This is a genomic window from Enterobacter dykesii (genome assembly GCF_008364625.2).
GTDB classification, from domain to species: Bacteria; Pseudomonadota; Gammaproteobacteria; order Enterobacterales; family Enterobacteriaceae; genus Enterobacter; species Enterobacter dykesii.
Window position 1 is genome coordinate 4,422,042 of the sequence record NZ_CP126604.1, and the last position, 14,012, is coordinate 4,436,053.

Here is a 14,012-nt window from a genome sequence, read left to right on the forward strand (position 1 = left end):
CGTTGAGCATAAAGGAACCCGATGTTGAATACGCTGATTGTAGGCGCTAGCGGTTATGCGGGCGCAGAGCTTGTAAGCTACGTGAATCGCCATCCACATATGACCATAACCGCTTTGACCGTGTCAGCGCAAAGCAATGATGCAGGAAAGTTAATTTCCGATTTGCATCCGCAGCTTAAGGGCCTGGTCGATCTGCCGCTGCAGCCCATGTCTGACATCAGCGAGTTTACCGACGGCGTCGACGTGGTGTTTTTAGCCACCGCGCACGAGGTCAGCCACGACCTGGCGCCGCAGTTCCTGGCGGCTGGCTGCGTGGTCTTCGACCTTTCCGGCGCGTTCCGCGTGAACGACGGCGCGTTCTACGAAAAATATTACGGTTTCACCCATCAGCATCCGGATCTGCTTGAAAAAGCGGTGTACGGCCTGGCGGAGTGGAGCGCAGACAAACTAAAAGAAGCGGACCTGATTGCCGTGCCGGGATGCTACCCGACGGCGGCGCAGCTTTCCCTGAAGCCGCTGATCGACGCAGGCCTGCTGGATCTGAGCCAGTGGCCGGTGATCAACGCCACCAGCGGCGTGAGCGGTGCAGGACGCAAGGCCGCTATTTCCAACAGCTTCTGCGAAGTGAGCCTTCAGCCGTATGGCGTGTTTAATCACCGTCATCACCCTGAAATCACGACGCATCTGGGCGCGGACGTCATTTTCACCCCGCACCTGGGCAGCTTCCCGCGCGGGATCCTCGAAACCATTACCTGCCGCCTGAAGCCTGGCGTAACCAAAGAGCAGGTGAGAGAGGCCTTCACGCAGGCGTATGCGGATAAACCGCTGGTGCGCCTGTACGATAAAGGCGTGCCGGCGCTGAAAAACGTGGTCGGCCTGCCGTTCTGCGACATCGGCTTAGCCGTGCAGGGCGAGCACCTGATTGTGGTGGCCGCAGAAGATAACTTACTCAAAGGCGCTGCCGCGCAGGCAATGCAGTGTGCAAATATTCGTTTCGGTTTCCCGGAAACGCAGGCTCTTATTTAAGGTGTGATGATGAACCCATTAATTATCAAACTCGGTGGTGTACTGCTGGACAGCGAAGAAGCGCTGGAGCGTCTGTTTACCGCGCTGGTGAACTATCGTGAATCACACCAGCGTCCGCTGGTGATTGTGCACGGTGGCGGCTGCGTGGTGGACGAGCTGATGAAAGGGCTCAACCTGCCGGTGAAAAAGAAGAACGGCCTGCGCGTCACGCCTGCTGACCAGATTGACATCATTACCGGCGCGCTGGCGGGTACGGCGAACAAAACGCTGCTGGCGTGGGCGAAGAAACACCACATCGCGTCCGTTGGCCTCTATCTGGGTGATGGCGACAGCGTAAAAGTGACCCAGCTCGACGAAGAGCTCGGCCACGTTGGACTGGCGCAGCCAGGTTCGCCTAAGCTGATTAACACGCTGCTGGAAGGAGGTTTCCTGCCGGTGGTGAGCTCCATCGGCGTGACCGAAGAGGGTGAGCTGATGAACGTCAACGCGGACCAGGCGGCGACGGCACTGGCGGCAACGCTGGGCGCGGATCTGATCCTGCTCTCCGACGTGAGCGGCATTCTGGACGGCAAAGGCCAGCGCATTGCGGAAATGACGGCTGAGAAAGCGGAGCAGCTGATTGCGCAGGGCATTATCACCGACGGCATGATCGTCAAAGTGAACGCCGCGCTGGATGCCGCACGCACGCTAGGCCGCCCGGTGGATATCGCCTCATGGCGTCACGCGGAACAACTGCCGGCGCTGTTTAACGGCACGCCGATTGGCACGCGTATTCTGGCGTAATCGATTTAATGTTTTGTAGGCCCGATAAGCGCAGCGCTACCGGGCAATGAAATTCAAAGATATTTAAGGAAGCATGTTATGGCACTTTGGGGTGGGCGTTTTACACAGGCAGCGGATCAGCGGTTCAAACAGTTCAACGACTCTTTGCGCTTCGACTACCGCCTGGCCGAACAGGATATTGTCGGCTCTGTGGCCTGGTCCAAAGCGCTGGTGACGGTGGGCGTACTGACCGCAGACGAACAATTACGGCTGGAAGAAGCGCTGAACAATCTGCTGGAAGAGGTGCGTCTTAACCCGCAGCAGATCCTCGAAAGCGATGCTGAAGATATTCACAGCTGGGTGGAAGGCAAACTGATCGACAAAGTCGGCCAGCTGGGTAAAAAGCTGCATACCGGGCGCAGCCGTAACGACCAGGTCGCCACCGACCTGAAGCTGTGGTGTAAAGATACCGTTGGCGAACTGCTGGCGGCTAACCGTCAGCTGCAGAGCGCGCTGGTGGAGACCGCGCAGAACAACCAGGACGCGGTGATGCCGGGTTATACCCACCTGCAGCGCGCGCAGCCGGTGACCTTCGCGCACTGGTGTCTGGCCTACGTCGAGATGCTGGCGCGTGACGAAAGCCGCCTGCAGGATACCCTGAAACGTCTGGACGTCAGCCCGCTGGGCAGCGGCGCGCTGGCCGGCACGGCGTATGAAATCGACCGCGAACAGCTGGCAGGCTGGCTGGGCTTTGCCTCCGCCACCCGTAACAGCCTGGACAGCGTGTCCGACCGCGACCACGTGCTGGAGCTGCTCTCGAATGCCTCTATCGGGATGGTGCACCTGTCGCGCTTTGCTGAAGACCTGATTTTCTTTAACTCTGGCGAAGCGGGCTTCGTCGAGCTGTCCGACCGCGTGACCTCAGGTTCATCCCTGATGCCGCAGAAGAAAAACCCGGACGCGCTGGAGCTGATCCGCGGCAAGTGTGGCCGCGTGCAGGGCGCTCTGACCGGCATGATGATGACCCTGAAAGGGCTGCCGCTGGCGTACAACAAAGACATGCAGGAAGACAAGGAAGGGCTGTTCGACGCGCTCGACACCTGGCTGGACTGTTTGCACATGGGCGCGCTGGTGCTGGACGGCATTCAGGTGAAACGTCCGCGCTGTCAGGAAGCGGCGCAGCAGGGCTATGCGAACTCTACCGAACTGGCGGATTATCTTGTGGCGAAGGGCGTACCTTTCCGCGAAGCGCACCACATTGTGGGTGAAGCGGTGGTGGAAGCGATTCGTCAGGGTAAACCGCTGGAAGATCTGGCGCTGGCCGACCTGCAGAAGTTCAGCGCGGTTATCGGGGATGATGTGTATCCGATCCTTGCGCTGCAGTCTTGCCTGGATAAACGTGCCGCGAAAGGCGGCGTGTCGCCTAAGCAGGTGGCGCAGGCGATAGCGGATGCGAAAAACCGGTTGGTTTAATCTGTCCTGACTGGTGCCCTCTCCCACCGTGCGGGGAGAGGGTTAGGGTGAGGGCTTACAGCAGCTTAGCCAGACGGTTGATGTCGGACTGAATGGCTCCAGCGGTGACGTCGCGCCCCGCACCAGGACCGCGGATCACCAGTGGATTATCGCGATACCAGCGGCTTTCGATGGCGAAGACGTTATCGCACGGCAGCAGCGCCGCCAGCGGATGTTCAGGACGCACCGCCTCGACGCCGACTCGCGCTTTTCCGTTGGCCTCGAAACGCGCAACATAGCGCAGCACCAGCCCCATCTCGTTCGCCGCCTCCAGACGCTGTACCATCTGCTCGTTCAACTCTTCACCATTTTCAAAGAAATGGTCCACAGAACCTTCTTCACAGCCGGCAGGCACTAGCGATTCGACGCGTACGGCATCCGGTTCGATGTCATAACCAGCTTCACGCGCCAGGATCACCAGCTTACGCATCACGTCTTTGCCGGAAAGGTCAACGCGCGGATCGGGCTCGGTTAAGCCCTGCTGCCACGCCTGATCCACCAGGTCGGTGAACGGGACGGTGCCGTCAAACTGCAGGAAAAGCCAGGAGAGCGTGCCGGAGAAGATACCGCTCAGCGCCAGAATGCTGTCGCCGCTTTCAATCAGGTCACGCACGGTGTGGTTAACCGGCAGGCCAGCCCCAACGGTGGCGTTATAGAGCCAGTGGCGCCCTGTTTTTTCAAACGCGTCGTGGATCTGGCGGTATTTATCGGTGCTGCTTGCCCCAGCCAGCTTGTTGGCGCTGATGACGTGGAAACCGTGGCTGGCGAAATCCAGGTACTGATCGGCAAGCTGTTCGCTGGCGGTAACGTCCAGCACCACCAGATCGTCATACGGGTGTGCGCGCATCCACAGGAACAGCGACTCTTCATCCTGCTCAACCGCTTCATCGTTAAAGAACGCAAGCGCGCGGCTGGCATCCAGCCCTTCGTAGTTCAGGAGGCTGCGGCGGCTGTCCACCACGCCCGCAAGAATGAATTCAAATCCGGTACGGGCCGAGAGCGTCACCTGTTCGCGGGCAAACAGTTCCAGCCAGCGGGAACCGATGTTGCCTTTCCCGAACAGCACCAGACCGATGCGCTTTTCCGCGCGGAACAGGGAGGTGTGCAGACCCTGAATCAGGCTCTCGGTTGGCCCTTTGCGCAGGACGGCAACCAGGCTGATGCCCTCTTCCGACTGCCAGGTGAATTCCACCGGCTGGCCTTTCAGCTGCTGCCAGAAGCGGTGGCAGTGCAGCGGGTTACGGGTGACGCCCGCGCCCACCATCGCCACCAGCGCGAGCCCCTGACGCAGGCGAAGCTCGCCCGGCAGGCCCGCTTCATCCAGAATTTTCAGCGCGCTGTCCGCCACTTCAGCGGTATAGCAGAACTGCAGCAGCTGGCGATCGTTATGCACGCCAACGGCCAGCGGACGCACCTGGGCGCGTTTCAGGATCGTGTCGATCTCTTTATGCGCCAGCTTGAAGTCCTGGCCCGCAGGCACCTGGAACTCAATCAGGCAGATGTCGTCGTGGCTGGTGACAATACGCGCCCCGGTACCGGACGCCAGCACGCGCTCAATGCGCGTGGAGCCTTGATCCGGGGTGTAACTGCAGCGCAGCTGGAGGTCGATATCGCTGCCGGAAACCGGCTGCAGCGTACGGGCGTGCAGCACCGGCGCAGCCAGACGCGCCAGCTCGCTGGCTTCGTCGAGACGCAGCAGCGGCAGCAGGCAGGCATCTTTTACTTTGCGCGGGTCAGCGCTGTACACACCGGCTACGTCGCTCCAGATGGTGACGCGGGACACGCCCGCCAGGGCACCAATCTGCGTTGCCGAGTAGTCCGAACCGTTACGGCCCAGAAGCACGGTTTCACCCGCGTTGCTGCGGCTGATAAAGCCGGTGACGACAATACGTTTGCCCGGGTGCTGCACGAGCAGCTGTTGCAGTAGCGGGTAGGACAACCCTTCATCCACCTGCGGCTGCGCGGCGCGTTCGGCGCGCAGGAAATCACGCGCATCGAGCCAGGCCGCTTCCACGCCCAGGTGTTGCAGCACGGCGGCCATCAGGCGCGCGGACCACACTTCACCGTGGCCCACCACTTCGGCATACACCGCGTCGGTAATTCCGCTGTCCAGCAGGGCAGCCAGACGCTCAAGGTCATGCGTAAAGGCGCCGATCAGCCCGTCCGCCACGTCCGCAGGCAGCAGGCCGGCAATTAGCTCGCTCTGGTAACGGCGTAAGGACTGTTGCACCTGATGCGCAGAAAGGCGATCGGTCTGGCTCAGTTTCAGCCAGCTAATCAACTGGTTGGTGGTGCTGCCCGCCGCCGAGACAACCATCATGTCACCCGGCTGTGAATATTCCGTCATGATCCCTGCAACGCGCAGATAACATTTCACATCAGCAAGACTACTACCACCAAACTTGTGCAGCTGACGACCCTTCGCCCCTGCCTGCGCTATCACACTCATGATTACCCCTTGGCTGCGATCCGGAAGGCATTTTCCAGATCGGCAATTAAATCTTCAGAATCTTCAATGCCGGTTGAGATCCGCAGCAGCGTCTCAGAAATTCCGGCGGCGGCACGAGCTTCCGGTGCCATACCTGCGTGCGTCATGGTCGCGGCGTGGGAGATCAAGCTTTCAACCCCACCTAATGATTCCGCCAGCGTAAACAATGACAGCCCGCTCAGGAAGCGACGCAGCGTTTGCTCGTCACCGTCCAGTTCAAAACTTAACATCGCGCCAAATCCCTTCTGCTGGCGCGCGGCAATCTCGTGCCCCTGGTTTTCCGGCAGCGACGGGTGATAGAGCTTCTTCACCAGCGGCTGGGTTTTCAGGAAATCGACAATCGCCTGGGCATTGCGCTGCGCCACTTCCATTCGCGGCGACAGCGTACGAATGCCGCGCAACAGCAGATAGCTGTCGAAGGCACCCGCGGTGACGCCAATATTATTGGCCCACCATGCCAGTTCGGTGACAACGTCGGGATCTTTGGCAATCACCACGCCCGCCACCACATCAGAATGGCCGTTCAGATATTTAGTGCATGAATGCAATACCAGATCGGCACCCAGTGCGAGTGGGTTCTGAAGGGCCGGACTGAGGAACGTATTATCCACTACACTTATCGCTCCCGCATCCCTTGCGAGCTGACAAATTTTCGCAATATCGACAACGCGCAACAATGGATTGCTTGGACTTTCCACCAGAACCAGCTTCGGCTGCTCTTCCAGGGCCTGTTTCAGCGCCCGTTCGTCGTTTTGATCGACAAACAGCACGCGATAGCAGCCGCGTTTCGCCAGGCTATCAAACAGGCGATAGCTGCCGCCGTAGCAGTCGTGCGGCGCAACCAGCAGGTCACCTGGTTTCAGGAACACCGTGGTCACCAGGTGAATGGCGGACATCCCCGTATTGGTTAATACTGCACCTGCGCCACCTTCCAGCTCGGCCAGCGCGCGCTGGGTCACGTCACGCGTAGGGTTGCCACGACGCGAATAATCATGCGCGCGGGGTTCATTAAATCCGGTGAAGTTATAGGTACTGGAAAGATGAATCGGCGGGACAACGCAGCCGTACTGCTCGTCATCATTTAATCCGCTACGCACTGCAATAGTGGCCTGTTTACGCGTCATGGTGAGGGCTTCCTGGCGAATGAGGTGAAAAGTCAGGCACCAGAGTAAACATTGAAAGTATGGACGTCAATACATCTGGACATCTAAACTTCTTTGCGTATAGATTGAGCAAAGCGCAAATAGCCGTTAAAATTATATGCTTTAGTGCACGCTGCAGCGGCAATATCCGTGCCACGGTATCGTCTCTACGGTAAACTAGACAAGATTGCGGTTCAAAACGGGTGGTTACAGGTTTTGCACCTTTAAATAAATGACTGAGAGGATTAAAGGTATCTCATGGCTGAATGGAGCGGCGAATATATCAGCCCATACGCTGAGCACGGTAAGAAGAGTGAGCAAGTAAAGAAAATTACGGTTTCCATTCCTCTGAAGGTGTTGAAGATCCTCACCGATGAACGTACGCGTCGTCAGGTGAACAACCTGCGCCACGCGACCAACAGCGAACTGCTGTGCGAAGCGTTTCTGCATGCGTTTACCGGTCAACCGTTGCCGAACGATGAAGATCTGCGCAAAGAGCGTAGTGATGAAATCCCGGAAGAGGCGAAAGTCATCATGCGTGAACTGGGCATTGACCCGGAGACGTGGGAATACTAACTGCGGTGCGATCCCGCTGAGATTACTCAGCGGGATGGTTTCTTAGAAGTTGTAGCCTAAACCCACGCGCAGACGCGTCTGGCGGTCGTCGCTGGTGGCGGTGTTATAGCCGGAAGAGACGTTGCCCACTTCCACAAATGGGATCCACGAGTCGATGTTATACGCCACGCGGAAGTTATATTCGTAATCTTCTTTTTTATTGTTATACAGGTCTTCATTGTCGGCGAATTTATAAATGCCGTTTAACTCGAACATCCAGCCATCAATATTATAACCCAGCCACATTTCCGGACGATAAACCATACGGTCATCTTTACCATCAGCATTACGGCGGGTGTATTCCGTACGATAACGAAACGCCGTCCACCAGCTGCCATTAATATTATACTGCACGCGCAGATAAGGCTTATAGATGGCCATGTCATCACCCATTTCAACGGCGATGCCCGGCTGCCAGATAAAACCTTGCCAGGTAAATTGATAGCTTGCGGTATATTCGTTGCTGTTACTTTCCATATTATTAAGCGCGTCGTTAGACTGCTTGTTATCGGAGCGCGATACCGCCTCAACCGCTACGCCAAAGCCAGTGCCAAAGCGGTGTGACATGTACACACGGTCATAGTTACGCCCATCGTCGTAATACTCGTGTCGGTAATCCACATATCCCGCCTGCGCCGCGCACGATATTAACGGAAGCACAAATAAGAGTTGCTTCAATTTCATAATATTTCCCTCGAAGTAAACGCGCCCTGAAAGCCACTGTGTCGTCATGGCAAATAAGAATGTATGACGGGCGCAGTGTAAGTTTACGAAACGAGAGAAACCTTTTAATTTTTGACACCCCCGTCAAAAGGATGGCAAAGAATTAAAGAAATGAGAGATGCAGTTCACTATCCGTTAAAGAATAAACCAGACAAATATATTTAATACAATGATACGTAATTAATTATTTTAGATATAAATGTTAAGAGGTGACTTATTCAGAAGGGATATTACAGGCACAAAAAAACCGCCCGAAGGCGGTTTTTCCTGGATGCTTATTTAGCGCCCGGGATGCTGAAACGCTTGTTGAAGCGGTCAACACGGCCACCGGTTGCAACGTCACGCTGCTTACCAGTGTAGAACGGGTGGCATTTACCGCACACGTCCAGGTTCAGATCGTGACCCACGGTAGAGCGGATCTGGATAGAGTTACCGCAAGAACAGTTTGCAGTAATCATTTCGTATTTCGGGTGAATATCTTTTTTCATGGGAGAACCTCAGTTAAGGCCGCGTCGCTCTTCCAGCCCTAACGCCAGACACCACGCGATGTTGATTGTAAGTTCTTTGGCGTAAAGTACACCAAAGGCGGCGAATCATACAGAATTTGACCAACGTATGCAAACTGATCCGCACGCCGCTTTCACTAATGTGTATACTAACGCGCCACTTTTCAAGTCAGGAAGATTCGATGCCCGTCGCTCACGTTGCCCTGCCCGTTCCGCTTCCCCGCACCTTTGACTACCTGCTGCCTGACAGCATGAGCGCCAAAGCGGGCTGCCGCGTGACCGTGCCGTTTGGCAAACAGCAGCGCGTGGGGATCGTCGTCTCCGTCAGCGATAAAAGCGAATTACCGCTTAACGAGCTGAAGTCGGTCGTTGAGGTGCTGGACAGCGAGCCGGTTTACTCTACCAGCACCTGGCGACTGCTGCTGTGGGCGGCGGATTATTATCATCACCCGATTGGCGACGTCCTGTTCCATGCCCTGCCAATTATGCTGCGTCAGGGCAAGAGCGCCAGCCACGCGCCGATGTGGTACTGGTTTGCTACAGAGCAGGGTCAGGCCGTGGATATCAACAGCCTGAAGCGTTCGCAGAAACAGCAGCAGGCGCTGGCGGCGCTGCGTCAGGGGAAAATCTGGCGGCATCAGGTCGACGAGCTTGAGGTCAGCGAAACGGCGCTACAGGCATTAAGAAAGAAAGGGCTGAGCGAACTGGCCAGCGAAGCCCCTGCTCTTTACGACTGGCGGGAGAGTTTCTCTGTTTCAGGGGATCGCCTGCGTTTGAATACCGAGCAGGCCACCGCCGTGGGCGCGATTCATAGCGCCTCCGATCATTTCTCTGCCTGGCTGCTGGCGGGAGTCACCGGTTCCGGCAAGACCGAAGTCTATCTGAGCGTGCTGGAAAACGTGCTCGCGCAGGGCAAACAGGCGCTGGTGATGGTGCCGGAAATTGGCCTGACGCCGCAAACCATCGCCCGATTCCGCGAGCGCTTTAACGCGCCGGTTGAGGTGCTGCACTCCGGCCTGAACGACAGCGAACGCCTAAGCGCCTGGCTGAAAGCGAAAAACGGCGAAGCGGCGATTGTGATCGGCACCCGCTCGTCGCTGTTTACGCCGTTTAAAAATCTTGGCGTTATCGTGATCGACGAAGAGCACGACAGCTCCTATAAACAGCAGGAAGGCTGGCGCTACCACGCCCGCGATCTGGCGGTTTATCGCGCGCACAGCGAGCAGATCCCTATTATTCTCGGCTCCGCCACGCCTGCGCTCGAAACGCTGCACAACGTGCGCCAGCGCAAATACCACATGCTGCGCCTGACGCGCCGGGCGGGGAATGCCCGTCCGGCCATTCAGCACGTGCTGGATCTGAAAGGTCAGCAGGTCCAGGCCGGGCTTGCGCCTGCACTCATTACCCGCATGCGCCAGCACCTGCAGGCGGGGAATCAGGTCATTCTGTTTCTGAACCGCCGCGGATTCGCCCCCGCGCTGCTGTGCCACGACTGCGGCTGGATTGCCGAGTGCCCGCGCTGTGACCACTACTATACCTTCCACCAGGCCCAGCGGCATTTGCGCTGTCACCACTGCGACAGCCAGCGTCCGGTTCCTCGCCAGTGCCCGTCGTGTGGTTCAACGCATATCGTGCCGGTGGGGCTGGGAACGGAACAGCTGGAACAGGCGCTTGGTCCTTTCTTCCCGGACGTGCCTATTTCGCGTATCGACCGGGACACCACCAGCCGCAAGGGCGCGCTGGAACAACAGCTGGCGGAAGTGCATCGCGGCGGCGCGCGCATCCTGATTGGCACCCAGATGCTGGCGAAAGGCCACCACTTCCCGGACGTGACGCTGGTCGCCCTGCTGGACGTGGACGGCGCGCTGTTCTCGGCAGATTTCCGCTCAGCCGAGCGCTTCGCCCAGCTTTATACCCAGGTGGCAGGACGTGCCGGTCGCGCCGGTAAACAGGGCGAAGTGGTGTTGCAAACTCACCATCCTGAGCACCCGCTGCTGCAAACCCTGCTGCATAAAGGCTATGACGCTTTTGCCGAGCAGGCGCTGGCCGAACGCCAGACCATGCAGCTGCCGCCGTGGACCAGCCACGTCATCATCCGCGCGGAAGACCATAACAACCAGCAGGCGCCGCTTTTCCTGCAGCAGCTGAGAAACCTCCTGCAGGCCAGCCCGCTGGTGGATAATCAGCTGTGGATCCTGGGCCCGGTGCCGGCACTCGCACCAAAGCGCGGCGGACGTTTCCGCTGGCAAATCTTACTTCAGCACCCCTCACGTGTTCGCCTGCAGCATATCGTCAGCGGCACGCTGGCGCTCATCAACACGCTACCGGAAGCGCGAAAAGTGAAGTGGGTACTGGACGTCGATCCCATCGAAGGCTGAAGCTGGATCGAAAAATTTAACGCTCCTCACACTTTTTATGAAAATTCTGTAACCGATTCCATTAACTATCTGTAAAAATGGTGATGTCAGAAGTTCGGTGTTCAGTCGAGGAGAAGACGTTGAAGTCCAGGAAAGAGGTTGCCACAGCGACCATGAAAGACGTTGCCGAGAAAGCACAAGTCTCAACGGCAACCGTGTCCCGCGCATTAATGAACCCGGATAAAGTCTCCCAGGCGACCCGTAACCGAGTGGAGCAGGCTGCGCTTGAAGTGGGCTATTTCCCGCAGGCGATGGGGCGTAACGTCAAACGCAACGAGTCACGCACCATTCTGGTAATTGTGCCGGACATCTGTGACCCTTTCTTCAGCGAGATTATCCGCGGTATTGAAGTCACCGCCGCGGAACAGGGTTACCTGGTGCTGATTGGCGACTGCGCTCACCAGAACCAGCAGGAAAAGACCTTCATCGATCTCATTATCACCAAGCAGATCGACGGCATGCTGCTGCTTGGCTCTCGCCTGCCGTTTGATGCCAGCATTGAAGAGCAGCGTAATTTACCGCCGATGGTGATGGCCAACGAGTTTGCGCCAGAGCTGGAGCTGCCGACCGTCCATATTGATAACCTCACCGCCGCGTTCAACGCCGTAAACTATCTCCAGGAGCTGGGGCATAAGCGCATTGGCTGTATTGCCGGGCCGGAAGAGATGCCGCTGTGCCACTATCGCTTACAGGGCTACGTTCAGGCGCTGCGCCGTACCGGCGTCACCGTCGATCCTCACTACATTGCGCGCGGTGACTTTACCTTCGCCGCGGGTGGACAAGCGCTTGAGAAACTTCTGGATCTGCCTGAGCCGCCAACCGCCGTATTTTGTCACAGCGACGTGATGGCGCTGGGCGCATTGTCGTACGCCAAACGCCGCGGCCTGCGGATACCGAAAGATTTATCCATCATCGGATTCGATAATATTTCGCTTTCGGAATTTTGCGATCCGCCGCTCTCAACGGTCGCTCAGCCGCGCTATCAGATCGGCCGCGAAGCGATGCTTCTTCTGCTGGATCAGCTTCACGGTCAAACAGTTAGCAGCGGCTCGCGGTTGCTGGACTGCGAACTGATTGTCCGCGGCACTACCCAGGCATTGACTTAAAGTAAACGTCTTTCGGATACCCTTATCTGGTCAAAGCCCCGCCGCTTAAGTAACATGGCGGACTGACGAACGAATAAATACAGCGAAACGATAGTGGCACAACGAGATTATGTACGTCGCGGCCAGCCGGCACCTTCGCGACGCAAAAAGAGTAGCTCAAGGAAAAAGCAACGTAACCTGCCTGCTGTCTCGCCAGCAATGGTCGCTATTGCTGCGGCTGTAGTCGTCGCCTTTATTGGTGGCCTGTACTTTATCACGCACCATAAAAAAGAAGAGTCCGAGGCGCTTCAGGCCAGCAAAGTTGCCGGAAATGGCCTTCCTCCGAAGCCTGAAGAGCGCTGGCGCTATATCAAAGAGCTCGAAAGCCGTCAGCCCGGGGTGCGTGCGCCAACCGAACCTTCTGCGGGTGGTGAAGTGCAGAATGCGAATCAGCTGACGGATGAACAGCGTCAGCTGCTGGCCCAAATGCAGGCCGATATGCGCCAGCAGCCTACGCAGCTGAACGAAGTGCCGTGGAATGAGCAGACGCCGGCACAGCGCCAGCAAACGCTGCAGCGACGTCAGGCGCAACAGCAGATCCAGCAGCAACAGCAGCAGCAGTGGGCGCAAACCCAGCCGGTGCAGCAGCCGAAAGCACAGCCGCGGGTAACGGAACAGCCATACCAGCAGCAGACGCGTACGGCGCAGTCTCAGCCTGTCCAGCAGCCGAAAACGCAGCCGCAGAAACAGGCCGCTCAGCCGTATCAGGATCTGCTCCAGACGCCAGCGCATACCACCGCGCAGCAGCCGAAAACGCAGCAGGCCGCGCCGGTGACCAAAGAGACCGAAGCGCCGAAACAGACGGCGGAGAAAAAAGACGAGCGCCGCTGGATGGTGCAGTGCGGTTCGTTCAAAGGCGCAGAGCAGGCGGAAACGGTACGCGCGCAGCTTGCCTTTGAAGGGTTTGATTCGCGTATTACCACCAATAACGGCTGGAATCGCGTGGTGATTGGTCCGGTAAAAGGCAAAGAAAACGCCGACGGCACTATTTCGCGGTTGAAAATCGCTGGCCACACAAACTGCATTCGACTCGCCTCCGGGGGTTGAAACCCCCAAAATCCCCCCCATCTATCATTTAATTCAGCCCTGAGCACAGGCTCAGGGCTTCTATTTCCCGATTCTGTAACCAGGGGGTCTGCTCGTGACAACAATAGTAAGTGTACGCCGTAACGGCCATGTGGTAATCGCCGGTGATGGCCAGGCCACGCTGGGTAATACCGTCATGAAAGGCAACGTGAAGAAAGTGCGCCGCCTCTACAACGACAAAGTGATCGCCGGTTTTGCAGGCGGCACGGCGGACGCCTTCACGCTGTTTGAACTGTTTGAACGCAAACTGGAAATGCACCAGGGTCATCTGGTGAAAGCTGCCGTTGAGCTGGCGAAAGACTGGCGTACCGACCGCATGCTGCGCAAGCTCGAAGCGCTGCTGGCGGTAGCCGATGAAACCGCCTCGCTGATCATCACCGGTAACGGTGACGTGATTCAGCCGGAAAATGACCTGATTGCCATTGGCTCTGGCGGCCCTTATGCCCAGGCTGCAGCCCGCGCGCTGTTGGAAAATACCGACATGAACGCGCGTGATATCGCGGTGAAGGCGTTGGATATTGCAGGTGATATCTGCATTTATACCAACCACAACCACACCATCGAAGAATTGACCTCCAAAGCGTAAGGAT

12 protein-coding genes are annotated in these 14,012 nt (G+C 57.5%); 8 read left to right on the forward strand and 4 right to left on the reverse strand.

Annotation, left to right across the window (positions count from 1 at the left end):
* Positions 1 to 21: 21 nt before the first annotated feature.
* From argC to argH, 3 genes are all read left to right on the forward strand, one after another.
* Positions 22 to 1,026 (forward strand): N-acetyl-gamma-glutamyl-phosphate reductase, encoded by a 1,005-nt coding sequence (argC, locus tag F0320_RS21125; RefSeq protein WP_126331015.1) that lies wholly within the window; start codon positions 22 to 24, stop codon positions 1,024 to 1,026.
* Between the two features lie 6 nt (positions 1,027 to 1,032).
* Positions 1,033 to 1,809, forward strand: coding sequence for an acetylglutamate kinase (gene argB, locus F0320_RS21130; protein ID WP_090420882.1), 777 nt, complete (start codon positions 1,033 to 1,035; stop codon positions 1,807 to 1,809).
* Positions 1,810 to 1,887: 78 nt separating this feature from the next.
* Positions 1,888 to 3,261: an argininosuccinate lyase gene (argH, locus tag F0320_RS21135; protein WP_023309680.1), complete on the forward strand. Its 1,374-nt coding sequence runs from the start codon at positions 1,888 to 1,890 to the stop codon at positions 3,259 to 3,261.
* A 55-nt stretch (positions 3,262 to 3,316) separates the two neighbouring features.
* Here argH and F0320_RS21140 read toward each other — a convergent pair whose 3' ends face one another.
* A complete protein-coding gene (locus F0320_RS21140) occupies positions 3,317 to 5,749 on the reverse strand; it encodes a bifunctional aspartate kinase/homoserine dehydrogenase II (RefSeq protein ID WP_047653027.1) in 2,433 nt (810 codons plus the stop codon).
* Positions 5,750 to 5,751: 2 nt separating this feature from the next.
* Positions 5,752 to 6,912: a cystathionine gamma-synthase gene (gene metB, locus F0320_RS21145; protein ID WP_126331011.1), complete on the reverse strand. Its 1,161-nt coding sequence runs from the start codon at positions 6,910 to 6,912 to the stop codon at positions 5,752 to 5,754.
* Positions 6,913 to 7,188: 276 nt separating this feature from the next.
* On the opposite strand from metB, the gene metJ reads away from it, so the two are divergent.
* On the forward strand, positions 7,189 to 7,506 hold the full coding sequence (gene metJ, locus F0320_RS21150) for a met regulon transcriptional regulator MetJ (RefSeq protein ID WP_015966498.1): 318 nt from the start codon (positions 7,189 to 7,191) through the stop codon (positions 7,504 to 7,506).
* Between the two features lie 42 nt (positions 7,507 to 7,548).
* Here the strand turns inward: metJ and F0320_RS21155 are convergent, their stop codons facing one another.
* Complete coding sequence (locus F0320_RS21155) at positions 7,549 to 8,229, reverse strand: oligogalacturonate-specific porin KdgM family protein (RefSeq protein ID WP_047653023.1); 681 nt, start codon at positions 8,227 to 8,229, stop codon at positions 7,549 to 7,551.
* A gap of 314 nt (positions 8,230 to 8,543) precedes the next feature.
* Positions 8,544 to 8,756: a 50S ribosomal protein L31 gene (gene rpmE / locus F0320_RS21160; RefSeq protein WP_003862040.1), complete on the reverse strand. Its 213-nt coding sequence runs from the start codon at positions 8,754 to 8,756 to the stop codon at positions 8,544 to 8,546.
* Between the two features lie 200 nt (positions 8,757 to 8,956).
* On the opposite strand from rpmE, the gene priA reads away from it, so the two are divergent.
* The 4 genes from priA (at position 8,957) to hslV (ending at position 14,008) form a co-directional block, all read left to right on the forward strand.
* Entirely contained in the window at positions 8,957 to 11,152 is a 2,196-nt protein-coding gene (gene priA, locus F0320_RS21165; protein ID WP_029739193.1) for a primosomal protein N', read from the forward strand.
* A 119-nt stretch (positions 11,153 to 11,271) separates the two neighbouring features.
* Entirely contained in the window at positions 11,272 to 12,297 is a 1,026-nt protein-coding gene (gene cytR / locus F0320_RS21170) for a DNA-binding transcriptional regulator CytR (protein ID WP_047653020.1), read from the forward strand.
* Between the two features lie 93 nt (positions 12,298 to 12,390).
* Positions 12,391 to 13,383 carry a cell division protein FtsN gene (ftsN, locus tag F0320_RS21175; protein WP_126331009.1) on the forward strand — a complete coding sequence of 331 codons (993 nt, stop codon included), beginning with the start codon at positions 12,391 to 12,393 and terminating at the stop codon, positions 13,381 to 13,383.
* A gap of 94 nt (positions 13,384 to 13,477) precedes the next feature.
* Entirely contained in the window at positions 13,478 to 14,008 is a 531-nt protein-coding gene (hslV, locus tag F0320_RS21180; RefSeq protein WP_008501802.1) for an ATP-dependent protease subunit HslV, read from the forward strand.
* Positions 14,009 to 14,012: the final 4 nt, after the last annotated feature.